The sequence below is a fragment of the Streptosporangium album genome, assembly GCF_014203795.1.
GTDB classification, from domain to species: Bacteria; Actinomycetota; Actinomycetes; order Streptosporangiales; family Streptosporangiaceae; genus Streptosporangium; species Streptosporangium album.
Map to the genome: position 1 here is coordinate 3,357,286 of NZ_JACHJU010000001.1, position 16,794 is coordinate 3,374,079.

A 16,794-nucleotide genomic window follows, 5' to 3' on the forward strand; every position below is an offset into this window, starting at 1 on the left:
AATGTCCGGCAGCATTGGAGGCACCATGGAAGTCCTCGTCGCTGTCATCGCGTTTGCCGGAGCGTTGCTCGCAGCCATAGCCACCGTCGCCCTCGTCCGCCGGCTCCGCGATGAGCCCAAGGGGTGGCTGATCGCCTGGAGTATTACGACGGCGGCGCTCTGCCTGTCACTCGCAGTAGTCGCCACCGGCTATTTAATCGGTTTTGGGTCAGTCACTTTCCGGATTTACCAGTTGACCGGCTCGTTGCTGGCCCCCTTATGGCTGGCCGTCGGGGTCGTCCAGCTCGTGGCGCACAAACCCGGCGCCAGGTTCGCCTCCTGGCTCCTGGGCATCGCGCTCACCGTCGTCGCCGCAGTGATCATGATGGTCGACCCGCTCCAGGACACGTCGTTCACCAAGGCCCTCCCCCGCGCCGGCGACTACTGGGGGCTGGTGCCGTCCTACGTGCTCTGGGCGGCTCACGCGACCGTCGCCCTCATCCTGCTGGGCGGCATCGCCTTCGCGGTCATGCGCTGGCGCGGTGGCGACGACTACGACGCCGACAACATGCACGCTCTCCTGGCGCTCGGCCCGACCGGTCTGGCCCTGCTCGGAGCCATGAGCTTCACGGTCCCGGGGATGTTCGCCGCGCTGCTTCTCTGCGTGACCGCCGCCGCGGTCTGGTACGTCGTGCTCCGCCCGCTCGCGCCCTACGAGGACGAGGACGAGGAGGAGGAGGAGGACGACTGGGAGGACGAGCGGAAGCCCGTGGGCCGTCGCGCGGCCGCCGAACCCCCCCGGGACGTGCAGGTCGCAGGCCGTCGCGTCCTGCCCGAGGAGTCTCCGCGCCGTTCGGGCCTCGGCGATCTGGTGGCCGAATATCGGGCGGGCGAGCGGGACGTCGACTACGCGGCGCGCATGCAGCAGCAGCCCGCCCCCCAGGGAGACCCGTTCGGCGGTCCCGCCACCGGCACCTTCATGGCGGGCGAGTACGGCATGCCGTCCCCCGACCAGCCCGCCGGCGGTAACGAATACACCCGGCAACCCCCCGCTACCGGCCAGTTCGGCATGCGGTCAGGCAACCAGCCGACCGGCGAATACGACGTCCCGGTCAACGAGTACGGCAGGGCCGCCGCTCCCGGTACAGGGGGGTACGGCAGGCCCACCGGTCCCGCCGGTCCCAGCACCGGAGAGTTCGCCCTGCCCGACGCGGCCTACGGTGGGCAGGGCGGCAGCCTCCAGCCCATGCCCGCCGACCAGGCGTTCGGTAGTCCGGCCGGATACGGCCAGACCGCAGCTCACGGGGCCGGCAGATCGCCCGGTCACGCGCAGGGGCCCTCCGGGCAAGGACACGGCGGCGCTCCGGGATACGGGCAGTCTCCGGACCGGGGTCTCGGTGGTCCCTCCGATTACGGTCAGGCTCCCGACCGGGGGTTCGGCGGCCCTCCCGCGACCGGTTCCCTGTATCCGGGTGCGGCGGAGCAGGGCGGATCCTCCCGCCCGTCACCGAGCATCTTCGGCCTGTTGACGGTCTTCACCCTGATCGACGGCACCGGAGAGGCGTTCGACCGGCTGGCCGAGGAGACGGTCGAGGCGGTCCGGCGCTCCGAGCCCGACACACTGGTCTACGTGTGCCACTCGGTGAAGTCGGCCCCGCTCCAGCGCATCGTCTACGAGCTCTATCGCGATGAGGTCGCCTACACCGACCACCAGCGCCAGCCGCACGTGGAGCGCTTCGTCGCCGAGCGGCAGACCCTGGTGCTCGCCACCAACGTGATCGAGCTCAACGTGAACGCCGCAAAGGTGGTGCCGCTCCCGATGGCCTTCAGGATCTGAGTGCGGAGCGGAGACGGTTCTCGTCGACGCGCCAGAAGTCGTGCTGGACCCCGTCGATGAGGGTGACCGGGATCATCTCCCCGTATGCGGCCTGGTCATCCTCTGAGACGGTGATGTCGCGCTCGTCCCAGGGGACGCCCAGCTCCGTGGCGACCCGGTCGATCACCTTCCGTGCGTCGTCGCACAGGTGACAGCCGGGCTTGCCGAGCAGTGTGATGTGGTGGTCCTGCGGTGCCATGCCCGTCACGGTAGCCGAGTCACGAGCATGCACAGGTGATCTCCCTCTCCACTGTCGGGGAGAAATCCATTGAGATCCGGACGAGTTACGCTCCTCATGACAGAGGAGCGGCCCCTCCGCAGGCCGGGCGGGGACCGCCACTCCCGTCGGCCCCACTTTGTGCACCGGTTCACAAAGGTACTAACCTGGAAGACCGTGGTCTCACCTCGTCATCCGTCGCGTCCGGGCCGCGCCGGCCGCCTGTCCCCCTGGAGCTTCGGCACGTGATTCGCCGTCTGTCCCAAGCTCGTGAACGTGGCATCCCCGAGGCGACCGTCGCCCGGCTGCCGCTCTATCTGCGCGCGCTGAACGGCATGGCCGAGCGGAGCTTGGCCACCGTGAGCTCGGAGGATCTGGCGGTAGCCGCCGGGGTCAACTCGGCCAAGCTCCGCAAAGACCTCTCCCACCTGGGTTCCTACGGCACCCGCGGGGTCGGCTACGACGTCGAATACCTCATCTACCAGATCTCCCGTGAGCTGGGTCTGACCCAGGACTGGGCCGTTGCCATCGTGGGAGTGGGTAACCTCGGTCGTGCACTGGCCAACTACGGCGGCTTCGTCTCCCGCGGATTCCGGGTCGCCGCTCTTCTCGATGCCGACCCCGAAGTGGTGGGCGACCATATCGCGGGATTGAATGTGGAGCACATCGACGGACTGGAAGCCGTGATAAAGCGGCGGGGAGTGTCGATCGTGGTGCTCGCGACGCCGGCGGCGGCGGCCCAGCAGGTGGCCGACCGGGTCATCGCCGTAGGGGTCACCAGCATCCTGAACTTCGCCCCCGTCGTACTCACGGTGCCAGAAGGCGTCGATATCCGTAAAGTCGACCTATCGATTGAATTGCAGATCCTTGCGTTCCATGAGCAGCGCAAAACGGATCGAATGACTGGGGGGCCCGCGATGGCCGAGGAGTGGCCCGAGGCGGTGGACCTGTGAGCGAGCACGAGCGAGCCCGAGGGCGCCGCGATTTCCGCAAGGGCGCGGAGGATCGGGCCTTTTCACGTCAGTGGAGAGCAGCAGAGGGGGGCCGATGAGCGTTCTCGTTGTCGGCCTCAGCCACCGCACGGCCCCGGTGGCCCTGCTGGAGCGGGTCTCCCTCTCCGGTGACGCGCTGGTCAAATTGCTCCACGACGTTCAGCAGGACGACTGCGTCGCCGAGGTCATGGCCGTCTCGACCTGCAACCGGGTCGAGGTCTACGCCGAGGTGGACCGCTTCCACGCGGCGGTGACCGCCGTCTCCGAACGGCTCAGCATCCACTCGGGCGTCCCTCTGGAACAGCTCTCGAACCACCTCTACGTGCACTACGAGGACCGGGCCGTCGAGCACCTGTTCTCGGTCGGTTCGGGACTCGACTCGATGGTCCTGGGCGAGGGACAGATCCTCGGCCAGGTCCGCTCCGCGCTCAAGCTCGCCCAGGAGCAGGGCACTCTCGGTCCGACGCTCAACGAGCTGGTCCAGCAGTCGCTGCGGGTGGGCAAACGCTCCCACACCGAGACCGGCATCGACCGGGCCGGAGCCTCCCTCGTGGGCGTGGGACTCACCCTCGCCGAGCGCGTCCTCGGCCCGATCCAGGGCAAGCGGGCCCTGGTGGTCGGCGCGGGCTCGATGAGCGCCCTGTCGGCCGCGACTCTGCAGCGGGCGGGCGTCACCGACATCGTGGTGGTCAACCGGACCCATGACCGCGCGGTACGGCTGGCCCAGACGGTGGGCGGCCGGGCCGCCGAGTTCGGCGACCTGGCACGTGAGCTGGCCGAGGCAGACCTGGTCATCTCGTGCACCGGTGCCACCGATGTGGTCGTCACGGCCGACATGGTGACGGCCAGGGAGATCTTCCTGCTGGATCTCGCCCTGCCGCATGATGTGGACCCCGCCGTACGGCGGTTGCCCGGCGTCACCCTCGTCGACCTGGAGTCGATGCAGGACGACGGGATCGACGCCGAAACCGACGACGGCGGGCGTGCCGAGGCGGTCGCCGCCGTGCGCGGGATCGTCGCCGAGGAGGTGGCGGCCTATCTGTCGGCCGAACGCGCCGCGCGGGTGACCCCGACCGTGGTCGCGTTGCGGAGCAAGGCGGCGGACGTGGTCGAGGCGGAGCTCGGGCGGCTCACCGCCCGGCTTCCGGAGCTCGACGGACGGGCTCGGGACGAGGTCACGCAGACAATCAGGCGTGTGGTCGACAAACTGCTCCATGAGCCCACCGTGCGTGTCAAACAGCTCGCTGAGTCTCCGGCAGGCGATCATTATGCGGAAGCATTGCGCGAGCTGTTCAACTTGGACCCGAAGGTCCCCCGTGCGGTGGGAAGTATCGAAAAGGTCGACATGGACACGGGCAAGGAGGTGGGCAGATGAGCAGCGTCTCCTCTCCGCTCAGGCTGGGCACGCGGCGGAGCCTCATGGCGACGACGCAGTCGGGGCTGGTCGCCCACCGGCTCACCGAGCTGACCGGCCGGGCCGTCGAGCTCGTCGGCGTCACCACCTTCGGAGACGTGACCAAGGCCAACCTCACCCAGCTCGGCGGGACAGGCGTCTTCGTCAGCGCACTGCGTGACAAGCTGATCGAGGGAGCGATCGACTTCGCCGTCCACTCGCTCAAGGACCTTCCCACCGTCCAGGATCCGCGCGTGGTCATCGCGGCGATCCCGGCGCGCGACGATCCCAGGGACGCGCTGGTGAGCACGGCGAAGCTGGTCGACCTTCCGGCCGGCGCGAAGGTCGGCACGGGATCCCCTCGCCGGATCGCCCAGCTCAGGATGCTCCGTCCCGACCTCGACTACGTCCCCATCCGCGGCAACGCGGACACCCGGATCGGCAAGGTCACCTCCGGTGAGCTGCAGGGCGTCGTGCTGGCCGCGGCCGGACTCGGACGGCTGGGTCGCGAGGCCGAGATCTCCCAGACCTTCGAGGTGGAGGAGATGCTTCCGGCCCCCGGCCAGGGCGCGCTGGCAGTGGAGTGCCGGGCCGACAGGGACGACCTCATCGCGTTCCTGAGCGTGCTCGACGACGCCCGGACACGCGCCGCGGTGACCGCCGAGCGCGCGGTGCTCAACGCCCTGGAGGCGGGGTGCGCGGCCCCGGTCGGTGCGTACTCGGCCGATGACGGGCAAAATCTTATTCTGACCGCCGCTGTCGTCGCCGTCGACGGCAGACGGGCGGTACGCAAGTCCACCGCCGGGTCCCTTTCGGCGCCCATGGATCTCGGCCGCGACCTCGCGGCCGAGATGATCGCCGAAGGGGCAGGCACGTTGATAGGGGAGCAAGCACATTGAGCTCCGGAAGTACCACCTTCGAGCGCCCCGCCGGGTCCGTCGCCTTCGTGGGCGCGGGCCCCGGTGACGAGGGTCTGCTCACGCTCCGTGGCGCCGAACTACTCTCAAGGGCCGATGTCGTCGTCCTCGACCGGGAGACGTACGGCGCGCTGCTGCGCCACTGCCGGCAGGACGTCGAAGTCGTCGAAGCGGCCGAGGAGGACACCGTCTCGCTGAGGGCTGTCACCGCGGCCAAGGGCGGGCGCGACGTCGTGCGGCTCTGCGCCGGCGATCCGATGTTCTTCTCCTCGATCACCGACGAGGTCGCGGCCTGCGCCAAGGCGGAAGTGGACTTCGAGATCGTGCCGGGTGTGCCCCCGGCGACCGCGGTTCTCACCTACGCGGGCATCCCCGCGGCGGTGGCGGTGCCGGAGTTCCGGGTCGTGGACGCGACCCAGGTGGACGACTGGGCCCCCCACGCGGCGGGCGCCGGCACCCTCGTGATCTACAACGGCGTCTCCTGTGCCGTCGCGATCGGCAAGGCGCTCATCGCCGCGGGCCGTCCGGACTCGACGCCGGTCGCGATCAGCAGCGCGGGAACCACCACCGAGCAGTACACCGTGGTGACCACGCTCGGCCGGATGGCGCCCGACCTCAAACACGCCGGGATGACCGAGCCCGCGCTGATCGTGGTCGGTGAGGCCGTCGGCATGCGTGACCGGCTGTCGTGGTTCGAGACCAAGCCGCTGTTCGGCTGGCGGGTGCTCGTGCCCAGGACCAAGGAGCAGTCGGCCAGCCTGGTCGAGCAGTTGCGCTCCTACGGAGCGGTGCCCGAGGAGGTTCCCACGATCTCCGTCGAGCCGCCGCGCACCCCGCAGCAGATGGACAGGGCGATCAAGGGCCTGGTCACCGGCCGCTACGAGTGGGTGGCGTTCACCAGCGCGAACGCGGTCAAGGCCGTGCGTGAGAAGTTCGAGGAGTACGGCCTGGACGCCCGTGCGTTCGCCGGGCTCAAGGTCGCCGCCGTGGGCGAGGCCACCGCGCGGGCGCTGGTGCAGTTCGGTGTCAAACCTGACCTGATGCCCTCGGACGAGCAGTCGTCCGAGGGACTGCTGGCCGAGTGGCCCCCGTACGACTCGATGCTCGACCCGATCAACCGGGTGCTGCTGCCCCGTGCCGACATCGCGACCGAGACGCTGGTCGCGGGGCTGACCGAACTCGGCTGGGAGTGCGACGACGTGACGGCCTACCGGACGGTCCGCGCGGCGCCGCCACCCGCACCGATCCGGGAGGCCATCAAAGGCGGCGGGTTCGACGCGGTGCTGTTCACCTCGTCGAGCACCGTGCGCAACCTGGTGGGCATCGCGGGCAAGCCTCACAATGTCACGGTCATCGCCGTCATCGGCCCGCAGACCGCCAAGACGGCCGAGGAGTTCGGGCTCCGTGTCGACGTGATGGCCGACAAGCCGTCGACTTCGGCCCTCGCGGTCGCGCTGGCGGAGTACGGTGCGAGGCAGCGACAGGCCGCGCTCGTGGCCGGCGACGTCCCCCGCAGGCCCTCCCAGACCCGGCGAGGAGCCCGGCGCCGCGCCAAGTAACCTGGAACCGTCGCGGACGCCCGGCGAACGAGGCGTCCACGATGGTTCCCGCGAGCTCAGCGAGCACATCCGAAGAGGTCCCCCGGTCTCCGATCCCCTATGGCCGGGGAGAGGGAGAGATCATGACCGCGCAGTTCCCTGTCGCCCGTCCACGCAGGCTCCGCCGTATGGCGACGATGCGCCGGATGGTCGCCGGCACCAGGCTGCATCCGGCGGAGCTGGTGCTGCCGATGTTCGTCAAGGAGGGCATCGACGAGCCGCACCCGATCGGCTCGATGCCCGGGGTGTTCCAGCACACCCGTGACTCGTTGCGCAAGGCCGCCCACGAGGCGGCCGAGGCCGGGGTCGGCGGGCTGATCCTGTTCGGCATCCCCGCGGTGAAGGACGCCCGCGGGTCGGCGGCCGACGCCCCGGACGGGATCGTCCAGCAGGCCGTCGCCGACCTGGTCTCCGACGTGGGTGACACGATGGTCGTGATGACCGACACCTGCCTGGACGAGTTCACCGACCACGGGCACTGTGGCATCCTGACGTCGGACGGCGAGGTCGACAACGATGCCACCCTGGAGCGCTACGCGGCCGCCGCGGTGGCCCAGGCCCGGGCCGGGTCACAGGTCATCGCGCCCAGCGGCATGATGGACGGTCAGGTCGCCGCGATCCGCGCGGCGCTGGACGGCGACGGCTTCGAGCAGATCCCGATCCTCGCCTACTCGGCGAAGTACGCCTCGGCCTTCTACGGGCCGTTCCGCGAGGCGGCCGAGTGCGCGCCGCAGTTCGGCGACCGCAACGCCTACCAGCAGGACGGGGCCGGACCGGTCGGCGAGGCGCTGCGCGAGGTCCGGCTGGATCTCGACGAGGGGGCCGACGCCGTGATGGTCAAGCCCGCGCTGGCCTACCTCGACATCCTGCGCCAGGTCCGTGACACGGTCGACGTGCCGGTGGCCGCCTATCAGGTCAGCGGCGAGTACGCCATGGTCGAGGCCGCGGCGGGACGCGGCTGGATCGACAGGGACAGGGTGATCATGGAGTCGCTGATCGCGATCCGCCGCGCCGGGGCCGACATGATTCTCACCTACTGGGCGACCGAGGTGGCCGGAAAACTCCAGTGAGACCAGCGGCACATGCCGAGAACTGGGGGTTTGCCGCTTACTTGAGCGGTCGGTGCGTTAGAGTGCGAAGACCGGTGCGGATGTGTCTCAGGTGACGTGAACCCTGGCTGTCTGACTTCTCTCGCTGACCAGAATGTGAATACGTCATCGCATCCGGGGTACCCGGGATGGGCAGACGACGGAGGACACAATGGTGGGGGTACCGCTGACTCGTCGTGGCAGACGACGCACTCACCCGAAGCAGACGATCGGCTCCGTGCTGGAGTACGCCGCCCTGGGCTGGGCGAGCTGTCCCGGCGCCCGGCCGCTGCAGGGCGGTTCCCGCGCCTGTTCCTGTGACCGTGTGGGCTGTCCCGACCCGGGTGCGCACCCGCTCTCACGGGCCTGGCAGATGCAGGCCACCACCGACCCCGCGGTGCTCACCCGCTGGTGGCAGCACGAGCCCGAGGCGAATGTGATCCTCCCCACCGGCCGCGTCTTCGACGTCTTCGACGTACCGGCCGCCGCGGGGCTCACCGCCCTCGCGAGCATGGACGCCGCCGGAGCGGCGACGGGCCCGGTCGCCGCCAACGGCGACCGGGTCCTGTTCTATGTGGCCACCCGTAACGTCGCCGAGGACGAGGACGAATGGTGGTCCTGCCCCCTCGACGTCGGCCCGTCGGCCATCGATGAGATGCCCGGCCTGCGCTGGCACTGCCGTGACAGCTACGTCCTCGCCCCGCCCTCGGTCCTGCCGTCCGGCCGGGCCGGCTCCTGGCTCCGCCCCCCGGACGGCCGCCCGCTGCCCGACCCGCTCCGTGTCCTCGATCTGCTCGCCGACGTCTGCGACTGACCGTCAGGAGAACGCGGCCATGATGATCTTGAGTGTCCTCGGCTTCTCGCCCTCGGACTTGGCGTCCACCGAGTTGTAGGAGTAGACGAGCGTGCGGGGCGGCTCGCCCGTGTCGGCCGCGTTCCGGACCCCGCCGATGCCGGTGAGATAGCCGTACCGGCCACCGGTCTTGCCCCACATGACCCCCACGCCGGGCAGTTCCAGCTTGGCCGGTCCGGCGCCGTAGTCGGCGGTGCGGTCGATGCGCCACATCTTCTGGTCAGGCAGGTCCGCCGGCTGCGGCGCGTACGCGAACCCGGCCAGGGTGAGCAGCCCGAACACGATGCCGGAGTACGAGGCGGTGTCCGTGACGATCATCTCCGGACGCTTTCCGCCGTCGCGGTCCTAGAGGACGTCCAGCACGTACAGTGAGTCACGCGGGGTACCGGCCACCACCTTCCCGTCCAGCCCGGCCGCCTGGTAGTCGATCAGCGTGGCGTTCGCCGCCCGGACCCGCTATCAGTCCGACAATCCGGTCAGCATGCGCTCGCCGGAGCCCTCCGTTTACATGGGGCCCGATGCCCCCCTGGGTCCTGCGCGTCCTCGTTGACGGAAGGCGCATCCCAGCCTCGTCGAAGATGAATGTCTGAGGGTCAAGAGGGGTTGCGCGCCCATGCCCTGAGAGCGTGAGCGATGGAACCGCCGTGGTCGTGTTCACGGGCCATACTCACGCCGAGTTTCCCCACCGTGAGTGTGCGATCGATCTTCGAGGCCAAGCGGTTCGTCAGATCCAGCCGTGCTCGGCGGCGATGCGCGCTGCCTCGTGCCTGTTCGAAGCGCCGAGCTTTGCGATGGCCGTGGCAAGGTAGTTGCGCACTGTCCCCGGTGACAGGGACACCCGCTGCGCGATCTCATCCACGGGCGCACCGTCGCGCGCGAGCGCGAGGACGTCGGCTTCGCGCGGAGTCAAGGGCGAGTCACCCGCACCGATCGCCTCGGCTGCGAGTTCTGGATCCACGTGCCGCCCGCCCGCGGCGATCTTCCTGACGACTTGTGCGAGATTGCGCGATGAGGTTGTTTTCGGCAGGAACCCGCGAACGCCTGCTGAGAGCGCGGATTTCAGGTACCCGGGTCGGCCGTGGGAGGTCACGATGATGCTGAGGCACTCCGGCAGCCTGCTGGAGAGCTGCCGGGCGACCTCGATACCGTCGGGTGAAGGCATCTGCAGGTCGAGCAGAGCCACGTCGGGGCGCAGGCGCAGCGCGGTCTTCAGCGCTTCGTCGCCTGAGGCGACCTGGCCGACGATTTCGAAGTCGTCCTCGAGTTCGAGCAGACCTGCGATCGCTTCGCGGATCAGGTGTTCGTCGTCGGCGATCAGGATGCGGATCATTCGCGTTCTTTCGGTAAGGGGACGGCGGCTTCCAGCAGGAACCAGTTCCCGTCCCGTCGGGTCTCGGCGCGCCCTCCGATTGCGCGGATTCGGCCGAACATCGCCCGAAGTCCTGTGCCGGCGTTTGGGGCCGAAGGTGCGGAATCGTCCGTGGTGGATTGGGCGGGTCTGCTGTCGCTGACTCCGTCGTTCGCGATCGTGAGGAGGACCTCGCCGGCGTCGATCGTTGTGGTGAGTGTCACCTGTGTCGCCGAGGAATGACGTAGGACGTTCGTGATGCCTTCGCGGACGACCCACGCAAGCGCCTCTGCGCAGGGCGTTGGTACTGCTTCGCCGGTGACCGTGCAGGTGATGCCGGCCGAACCCAGGAGTGCGCGGGCGCCAGAGACTTCGCCTTCCCACGTCGTCTGGAGGTCGCCTCGGACGACCCTGCGGACCTCCGTGCCCGCCTCGTCGGCTAGCCGTCGCACCTCCCTCAGTTCCGCGGCCGCGCGGTCGTCGCGGCCGCGGCGGATGAGCTCGGAGGCGAGCTCGCTCTTCACGGCGATCGCGGTGAGCGTGCGGCCGAACACGTCGTGGAGGTCGCGGGAGATGCGCAAGCGTTCCTCTGCGAGGCTGAGTGCGGCACGGTCCTCGTGCGCGTCCTGCAGTTCGCGGAGGACGCTCAGCATCCACACGCTGGACCAGCAGATCCACAGGACGGCGCTGACCAGCGTCATGCAGACCACGAGCAACGCGATCTGTAAGACGGCCACGAGGGGCATGGCGAGCAGGAGGATCGCGACGTTGAGAAGTAGCGTGCGGCGGGCGTTGAGGATGGGGACGATGCTCGCGGCCGCAGAGGCGATCGCAGCGGCCGCCGCCACCCGCATGGCCGGTATCGGGAGGACGACGGTCCCCGCTAGGACGGCGGCGAGCAGGAGCAGCCACGTGACGAGGAGAGCGATCGGGAGGCGCTTGCCGCGTCCTTCGAGGGTATTGAAGCTCCATCGGCTGACCGCGATGTCGCAACACACCAGTGCCAACGTGGCGACGGCCACAGCGCTCACCACGGCGACGTTCTCCGTGGTGAGCGGCTGGGCGCTGGCGAGGCCGCCGAGGAGAGTGGAGATCGGGGTGGAGACGACGGCGTATGTCGACCAGCGCACGTAGCTCTCGAACCGGCGTGCGCTCACCACCGGCCACTCGCCCATGCCTCTCATCGTGCCGCTGAAGCCTCGAGCGAGGGTGAGTCTGTAGGCGTCGGCGCGGGCCCGGTGCGGCGCGTGCGCAGAACACAGGGGATGAGCATGATGATCGAACCGGCAGGACGTGAGGAACCTGTTGGAGAATCGGGGCGATCGTGAGTCATGTCTCCACATTCCCGCCGCACGGGTTCGCTCCCCAGTGTCGTCCGTAACGACTTCGTCGGCGTTCCGCACGACTCACGCATGACAAGTGTCATACGGGCCACCGCAGCCGTCCTTCTCGTCTCCGTCAGGGCGCGGTACCGCACGGCCAGCCACACCACATGACCTGATCCGAGCAGCGGACCCCACCAAGCCTGCCGAACGGGCGCGGTGGTGAATGGTCAGAATGGGCGCGGTCCGACGGTCGGCACGGCAGCCGCGCTCCACGCCGGCCGTCAGCTGTTCTCGGGCGCGGCCCGGAAACGGACCTCGACGACGAGTCCGCCTCCGTCACGGGCCTGGACGATGAGGCGGGCATGGTGCGCCTCGGCCACGCTCCGTGCGAGGGTCAGGCCCAGGCCGTGTCCCTTGCCTGAGCCCGCCACGCGGCCTTGACCGCGGACGAACGGCTCGGTCAGCGTTGCGACGACGTCCTCGGACAGAGACGCACCGGTGTTCTCGATGCGGAGGACGACGTGAGCCGATGATGGTTCCACCATGATCCTGAGGTGACCGTCGCGTTCGTTGTGCCGCACCGCGTTCTGCACCAGATTGGCGACGGCCTGCCGGAGAAGTGCCGGATCGCCGGGCACAGGCGCCGGCGTGGCCGCGACCTCGACGGTGAGGCCGAGCCCATCCGATGCGGACCGCTCCATGAGCAGGGCGTCGTGGACGAGCTCGTCCACTCGGACCAGTTCTCGGCGGAGCTGTCCGCCGTCTGCGTCGGCCAGGGCCAAGAGCGCCTCGACGGTCTCCCGGTTGCGCCGGTTCATCTCGCGAACCCGTTCCGCCGTCAGCCGCAGAGTGGGCAGGTCGAGGTCTGGAGCGGCGAGCGCGACATCGAGCAGGGTCTGTGTGGTCGCGATCGGAGTGCGCAGTTCGTGGAGGCGGCAGCATCCTGCCCGCGATGATCCATCCTGCGATGGCCCCGATCACGGCGAGAACGACGAAGGCGCCGATCGAAACCGCGAGGAGCAGCGCGGAGACGTCGTTGGTGCTGCTGACCACGGGTGCTACGAATGCCGGACTGGTGTTCGCTACGACCGTAGAGACCGGATCAGGGGCCGCCGACGGTGGCGCGGCCGACCCTTCGAGGTTGTGGAGGCTCATGACCGGCGCGAAGGAGTAGGAGGGCACGTACCGCATGAACAGGTACACGACCCCGAGCATGAGCGCGCCGGTGACCGTGAGCAGCACCGCGTAGGCGACGGCGAGTCGCGCCCGGAGGGTGAACCGCCGCGTCCCCGCGCTCATACGCCGAACCGGTATCCGCTGCCGCGGACCGTCTGGATCACCGGCGGGGACCCCAGTCGCTTGCGGAGATTCGAGACCGTCACCCTGATCGAGTTGGTGAAGGGGTCCGCATTGGCGTCCCAGGCCTTCTCCAAGAGCGTTTCGGCGCTGACCACCCCGCCGTCGGCGCGCATCAGGACGTCGAGAACCGCGAACTCCTTGCGGGCCAACCGCACGAGCCGCCCGTCTCGGGACACCTCCCGCCGGAACGGGTCGAGTCGCACTCCGGCGCTCTCGATCACGGGCGGGCGGCCCTGCGCCGGGCGCCGCTCGAGCCGTCACGGCGAAGATCGGCGGCTCGGTGGGCAGTGGAGCGCCGGTGCTGTCGGTCACGAACCGCCAGAAGCGGGTGAACGTGAAGCTGCCCCTCGCGAATCAGCAGCTGGCGAAGGTCCGCGGCCGGGTGGAGATCACGCTTCCGGACGGGACGCGGACCAAGGGGAAGGTCGTCTCGGTCGGCACGCCCAAGCAGGAGAGCGACGGGAGCGTCAGCATCCCGGCCGTGGTGGCGCTTGACGACCCTGCTGCTGCCGGGGATCTGCAGCAGGCCAACGTGACGGTCAGCTTCCCTTCCGAGGTCCGCAAGAACGTGCTCTCCATCCCGGTCGTCGCGCTGATCGCACTGGACGACGAGCACTTCGGCGTCGAAGTCGTGGGCCCGAAAGGCTCGGTCCGCCGCGTCCCTGTCACGACGGGACTCTTCGCGGGCGACCGGGTCGAGATCTCCGGTGACGGACTGGAGGCAGGGCAGAAGGTGGTGATCCCGAAGCTATGACCGAGATCATCCGGCTCGACGGCGTCGAGCGCAGTTACGGTCAGCCGGCGGTCCTCGCCTGCGCGGGCGTGAGCCTGACCATCGATCAGGGCGAGCTTGTGGCCGTCGTGGGCCCGAGCGGGTCCGGGAAGTCCACCCTGCTGAACCTCATCGGCACCCTCGACCGGCCGACCGCCGGCTCGGCGACGATCGCCGGGATGGATGTGCAGCAGATGCCGGACGCGGAACTGTCCGCACTCCGGTCGTATCGCATCGGGTTCGTGTTCCAGCAGTTCCACCTCGCAGAGGGGGCGCCGGCGCTCGACATCGTGGCGGACGGAATGCTCTACGCGGGCGTCCCGCGCGCCGCGCGGTCACCGGCGTGCGGGCCCGGCCGCTGCGCGCCATCCTCTCCGCGCTCGGCATCGCCATCGGCATCGGCATCGCGGCGATGCTCGCAGTGGTCGGCATCTCCGCGTCGAGTCAGCAGCGCGTGAACGACCAGCTCGCCAGCCTCGGCACCAACCTCCTGCGCGTCGAGCCGGAGAAGAATCTCTTCGGCGAGCAGACCAAGCTGTCCCCCGAGACCATCGCCAAGGTCAGGTTCGTCGACGGGGTGGAGGCGGCCAGCGGAATCGCGGCGCTCCCCAGGCTTCACGTGTACCGGAACGAGCTGGTCGATCCCTCGGCGACCGGCGGCATCCAGGTGGCCGCGATCGACCTCGACCTGCTCGAGGTCACCCGCAGCAAGCTGAAAGCCGGAGCGTGGCTGAACCCCGCCACAGCGACGTTCCCCACCGTCGTCCTCGGCGCCACCGCCGCCGAACGGCTGGGCGTGGTGGAACCGGGTGCCCAGGTATGGCTGGGCGGCCGGTCCTTCACCGTCGTCGGCATCCTGGCCGCCTCGCCGCTGGCGCCCGAGCTGGACACCACCGCCCTGGTCGGCGGTCCGGCCGCGGCCACGTTGTTCGGCTGGCAGGGCAACCCCTCGACCGTCTACGCGCGGGCGGCGGAGAACGTGTTCGACCAGGTGCGCTCGCTGCTGCCCGCCACCGTCCAGCCGCAGTCCCCGAGCGACACCAGCGTCTCCCGGCCATCGGATGCTCTCGCGGCGAAGGCCGCGATCGATCAGGCCTTCACCGGACTGCTCGTCGGACTCGGCGGGATCGCCCTCCTCGTCGGCGGGATCGGCGTTGCCAACACGATGATCATCTCGGTCATCGAACGCCGGCGCGAGGTGGGGCTGCGGCGCGCCCTCGGCGCGACTCGCTCGCACATCCGCGTCCAATTCCTCGCCGAGGCGCTCGTCCTCTCCGCATTCGGCGGCATCATGGGCGCGGTGCTCGGCTCCGCCGTCACCACCGTGATCGCTCCGCTCAACGGCTGGCCCGTCGTCGTGCCTCCCCTCGCCCTGGCCGCGGGATTGGTCGCGACGCTCATGATCGGCGCCGTGGCCGGACTTTACCCGGCTGCGCGTGCGGCGCGGATCCCACCGACGATCGCACTGAACGGCTGAGGCGCGGTGACTCGGGGTCCCGCCGCCGCGGGGTGCGACGGCAGGACAGGAAGCGACCGGTCATTGCGGCAGGAGACATGGCGCACCCGTTTCGCCGGGATACGCGCATCGCGCGGGGATCACCCACATGATTCGCACCCGCACGCTGACGCACGGTGCGAGCCCGACCCGGAAGATCCGCTCGACCGAGCGATGCCTTTCCGACGCTGCACGAGTGATCGATGCCCGGGCTGGATCCGACCACAGACCACGCCTTGAGTAGTCAAATCGGCCTAGGCCGTGTCTTCAAAGTGATCTAGAGGTTGTGAGAACAAAGATCAGGGGCAAACCGGACGCGGTCCGGTGGGGGCCGCGGTCTCTCAGAACTACTCGTTTATGAGAATGGTGCCGCGTCACATCCAGAACGGGCAGGTGTGATGTGCCCGGCTGGATGCTTCATGTGGTGACCTTGGCGATGAGCGTGGCGAGGTTCGCGACGGTCCGCTGGATCTTCTCCTCCAGGGTGAGCGACTCGTGGAGCCGCGCACCGATGCCCGCATCCTTCTTGCCTCGCACGTACAGCGGGCAGGCGAGGTCGCTGCATATGTAGGCGCCCACGGAGTTGCCCTGCTGCCCGGCCTTGCCCGCCTTCGCGGCGACCATCAGCGAGACGCCCCCGGTGTGGGTGGTCATGCATAGCGAGCACATACTGCGCCGCGTCTGCCAGGAGGTGACACTGGGGCGGCGCAGCGCGAGTGCCACCAGGCGGCCGTCCAACTCGGTGGCGAGGTAGGCACGGTCGGGGGCCTGGGGGTCACGCCAGCCGAGGAAGTCCAGGTCGTCCCAGGGCCGCTCGGCCAGGTCGCGAGGGACGGACAGGCGCTTCGCCTCGCCCTTGGTGCAGTTCACGAACGCGGTGCGGATCTCTTGCTCGGTCAGCGGATTCATGAGTGGTAGGCTAATTTGCCTAAAGGCTTTAGGCAAATGCATAATGACTGTCGCTAGATGGGAGGAGAGTTATGGTTCGAGTAGGGCTGACCACGGAGCGTCTGACCCGGGCGGGGGCAGAACTGGCCGACGAGGTCGGCTTCGACCAGGTGACCGTCTCGGCGCTCGCCCGGCGGTTCGACGTCAAGGTCGCGAGTCTGTACTCGCACCTGAAGAGCTCCCAGGACCTCAAGACCAGGATCGCCCTGTTCGCTCTGGAGGAACTCGCCGACCGGGTCGCCGCCGCGCTGGCCGGCCGCGCCGGGAAGGACGCCCTGGCAGCCTTCGCGAACGTCTACCGCGACTACGCACGGGAGCACCCCGGCCGCTACGCCGCCGCCCAGCTCAGGCTCGACCCCGAGACGGCGGCCGCCAGCGCAGGCGTCAGGCACGCACAGATGACGCGGGCGATCCTGCGCGGCTACGACCTGACGGAGCCGGACCAGACGCACGCGGTCCGGATGCTGGGCAGCGTCTTCCACGGCTACGTCAGCCTGGAGATGGCCGGAGGCTTCGACCACACCGACGTCGACTCGCAGGAATCCTGGTCCTGGATCGTGGATTCCCTCGACTCCCTGCTGCGGAACTGGACCACACCTTGACCAGCAGGGGGCCGCACCGCCGTAGGCGGTCC

17 protein-coding genes and 1 pseudogene are annotated in these 16,794 nt (G+C 69.3%); 11 read left to right on the forward strand and 7 right to left on the reverse strand.

Going from position 1 to position 16,794, the window contains the following annotated elements:
• Positions 1–25 precede the first annotated feature (25 nt).
• Positions 26–1,816: an antibiotic biosynthesis monooxygenase gene (locus tag FHR32_RS16060; RefSeq protein WP_184755047.1), complete on the forward strand. Its 1,791-nt coding sequence runs from the start codon at positions 26–28 to the stop codon at positions 1,814–1,816.
• Here FHR32_RS16060 and FHR32_RS16065 read toward each other — a convergent pair.
• Positions 1,806–2,054: a glutaredoxin family protein gene (locus FHR32_RS16065; RefSeq protein WP_184755048.1), complete on the reverse strand. Its 249-nt coding sequence runs from the start codon at positions 2,052–2,054 to the stop codon at positions 1,806–1,808. The genes FHR32_RS16060 and FHR32_RS16065 overlap by 11 nt on opposite strands.
• Positions 2,055–2,317: 263 nt before the next feature.
• Between FHR32_RS16065 and FHR32_RS16070 the strand changes: the two genes are divergently transcribed.
• The 6 genes from FHR32_RS16070 to FHR32_RS16095 all read left to right on the forward strand — a co-directional run bounded on the left by FHR32_RS16070 (position 2,318) and on the right by FHR32_RS16095 (position 8,874).
• Complete coding sequence (locus FHR32_RS16070; protein ID WP_184755049.1) at positions 2,318–3,025, forward strand: redox-sensing transcriptional repressor Rex; 708 nt, start codon at positions 2,318–2,320, stop codon at positions 3,023–3,025.
• Positions 3,026–3,119: 94 nt separating this feature from the next.
• On the forward strand, positions 3,120–4,439 hold the full coding sequence (locus tag FHR32_RS16075) for a glutamyl-tRNA reductase (RefSeq protein ID WP_184755050.1): 1,320 nt from the start codon (positions 3,120–3,122) through the stop codon (positions 4,437–4,439).
• Entirely contained in the window at positions 4,436–5,356 is a 921-nt protein-coding gene (gene hemC, locus FHR32_RS16080) for a hydroxymethylbilane synthase (RefSeq protein WP_184755051.1), read from the forward strand. Before FHR32_RS16075 ends, hemC begins: the two co-directional genes overlap by 4 nt.
• Positions 5,353–6,933: a bifunctional uroporphyrinogen-III C-methyltransferase/uroporphyrinogen-III synthase gene (locus FHR32_RS16085; RefSeq protein WP_184755052.1), complete on the forward strand. Its 1,581-nt coding sequence runs from the start codon at positions 5,353–5,355 to the stop codon at positions 6,931–6,933. Before hemC ends, FHR32_RS16085 begins: the two co-directional genes overlap by 4 nt.
• Before the next feature lie 122 nt (positions 6,934–7,055).
• Positions 7,056–8,042, forward strand: a complete 987-nt coding sequence (hemB, locus tag FHR32_RS16090) for a porphobilinogen synthase (RefSeq protein WP_184755053.1) — start codon at positions 7,056–7,058, stop codon at positions 8,040–8,042.
• Positions 8,043–8,232: 190 nt separating this feature from the next.
• Complete coding sequence (locus FHR32_RS16095; RefSeq protein ID WP_184755054.1) at positions 8,233–8,874, forward strand: bifunctional DNA primase/polymerase; 642 nt, start codon at positions 8,233–8,235, stop codon at positions 8,872–8,874.
• Between the two features lie 3 nt (positions 8,875–8,877).
• Here FHR32_RS16095 and FHR32_RS42970 read toward each other — a convergent pair whose 3' ends face one another.
• The 5 genes and pseudogenes from FHR32_RS42970 to FHR32_RS16120 form a co-directional block, all read right to left on the reverse strand.
• On the reverse strand, positions 8,878–9,231 hold the full coding sequence (locus FHR32_RS42970; protein WP_221465426.1) for a Tn3 family transposase: 354 nt from the start codon (positions 9,229–9,231) through the stop codon (positions 8,878–8,880).
• Between the two features lie 406 nt (positions 9,232–9,637).
• Positions 9,638–10,243: a response regulator transcription factor gene (locus FHR32_RS16105; RefSeq protein ID WP_184755055.1), complete on the reverse strand. Its 606-nt coding sequence runs from the start codon at positions 10,241–10,243 to the stop codon at positions 9,638–9,640.
• Positions 10,240–11,436: a sensor histidine kinase gene (locus tag FHR32_RS16110; protein ID WP_184755056.1), complete on the reverse strand. Its 1,197-nt coding sequence runs from the start codon at positions 11,434–11,436 to the stop codon at positions 10,240–10,242. Before FHR32_RS16110 ends, FHR32_RS16105 begins: the two co-directional genes overlap by 4 nt.
• A gap of 431 nt (positions 11,437–11,867) precedes the next feature.
• Complete coding sequence (locus tag FHR32_RS16115; RefSeq protein WP_184755057.1) at positions 11,868–12,404, reverse strand: sensor histidine kinase; 537 nt, start codon at positions 12,402–12,404, stop codon at positions 11,868–11,870.
• Positions 12,405–12,881: 477 nt separating this feature from the next.
• Positions 12,882–13,199 (reverse strand): annotated as a pseudogene (locus FHR32_RS16120) (winged helix-turn-helix domain-containing protein); the annotation flags it as partial.
• A gap of 44 nt (positions 13,200–13,243) precedes the next feature.
• Between FHR32_RS16120 and FHR32_RS16125 the strand changes: the two are divergent.
• From FHR32_RS16125 to FHR32_RS16135, 3 genes are read left to right on the forward strand one after another with little or no spacing between them, the layout of a single operon-like run.
• Positions 13,244–13,699 (forward strand): permuted SH3 domain-containing protein, encoded by a 456-nt coding sequence (locus FHR32_RS16125; protein ID WP_184755059.1) that lies wholly within the window; start codon positions 13,244–13,246, stop codon positions 13,697–13,699.
• Positions 13,696–14,175, forward strand: a complete 480-nt coding sequence (locus FHR32_RS16130; RefSeq protein ID WP_184755060.1) for an ABC transporter ATP-binding protein — start codon at positions 13,696–13,698, stop codon at positions 14,173–14,175. The genes FHR32_RS16125 and FHR32_RS16130 overlap by 4 nt, the downstream gene beginning before the upstream one ends.
• A complete protein-coding gene (locus FHR32_RS16135; protein WP_312882389.1) occupies positions 14,061–15,194 on the forward strand; it encodes an ABC transporter permease in 1,134 nt (377 codons plus the stop codon). Before FHR32_RS16130 ends, FHR32_RS16135 begins: the two co-directional genes overlap by 115 nt.
• A gap of 435 nt (positions 15,195–15,629) precedes the next feature.
• On the opposite strand, the gene FHR32_RS16140 is transcribed toward FHR32_RS16135, so the two are convergent.
• Entirely contained in the window at positions 15,630–16,121 is a 492-nt protein-coding gene (locus FHR32_RS16140; protein ID WP_184755061.1) for an FBP domain-containing protein, read from the reverse strand.
• 71 nt (positions 16,122–16,192) lie between these two features.
• On the opposite strand from FHR32_RS16140, the gene FHR32_RS16145 reads away from it, so the two are divergent.
• On the forward strand, positions 16,193–16,762 hold the full coding sequence (locus FHR32_RS16145) for a TetR/AcrR family transcriptional regulator (protein ID WP_184755062.1): 570 nt from the start codon (positions 16,193–16,195) through the stop codon (positions 16,760–16,762).
• Positions 16,763–16,794 lie beyond the last annotated feature (32 nt).

Bases quoted from the DNA above. Each gene is read 5' to 3' on its own strand.
- FHR32_RS16060 (WP_184755047.1), top strand. From the start codon at position 26: ATGGAAGTCCTCGTCGCTGTCATCGCGTTTGCCGGAGCGTTGCTCGCA.
- FHR32_RS16065 (WP_184755048.1), bottom strand. From the start codon at position 2,054: ATGGCACCGCAGGACCACCACATCACACTGCTCGGCAAGCCCGGCTGT.
- FHR32_RS16075 (WP_184755050.1), top strand. From the start codon at position 3,120: ATGAGCGTTCTCGTTGTCGGCCTCAGCCACCGCACGGCCCCGGTGGCC.
- hemC (WP_184755051.1), top strand. From the start codon at position 4,436: ATGAGCAGCGTCTCCTCTCCGCTCAGGCTGGGCACGCGGCGGAGCCTC.
- hemB (WP_184755053.1), top strand. From the start codon at position 7,056: ATGACCGCGCAGTTCCCTGTCGCCCGTCCACGCAGGCTCCGCCGTATG.
- FHR32_RS16095 (WP_184755054.1), top strand. From the start codon at position 8,233: ATGGTGGGGGTACCGCTGACTCGTCGTGGCAGACGACGCACTCACCCG.
- FHR32_RS42970 (WP_221465426.1), bottom strand. From the start codon at position 9,231: ATGATCGTCACGGACACCGCCTCGTACTCCGGCATCGTGTTCGGGCTG.
- FHR32_RS16105 (WP_184755055.1), bottom strand. From the start codon at position 10,243: ATGATCCGCATCCTGATCGCCGACGACGAACACCTGATCCGCGAAGCG.
- FHR32_RS16110 (WP_184755056.1), bottom strand. From the start codon at position 11,436: ATGGGCGAGTGGCCGGTGGTGAGCGCACGCCGGTTCGAGAGCTACGTG.
- FHR32_RS16115 (WP_184755057.1), bottom strand. From the start codon at position 12,404: ATGAACCGGCGCAACCGGGAGACCGTCGAGGCGCTCTTGGCCCTGGCC.
- FHR32_RS16130 (WP_184755060.1), top strand. From the start codon at position 13,696: ATGACCGAGATCATCCGGCTCGACGGCGTCGAGCGCAGTTACGGTCAG.
- FHR32_RS16140 (WP_184755061.1), bottom strand. From the start codon at position 16,121: ATGAATCCGCTGACCGAGCAAGAGATCCGCACCGCGTTCGTGAACTGC.
- FHR32_RS16145 (WP_184755062.1), top strand. From the start codon at position 16,193: ATGGTTCGAGTAGGGCTGACCACGGAGCGTCTGACCCGGGCGGGGGCA.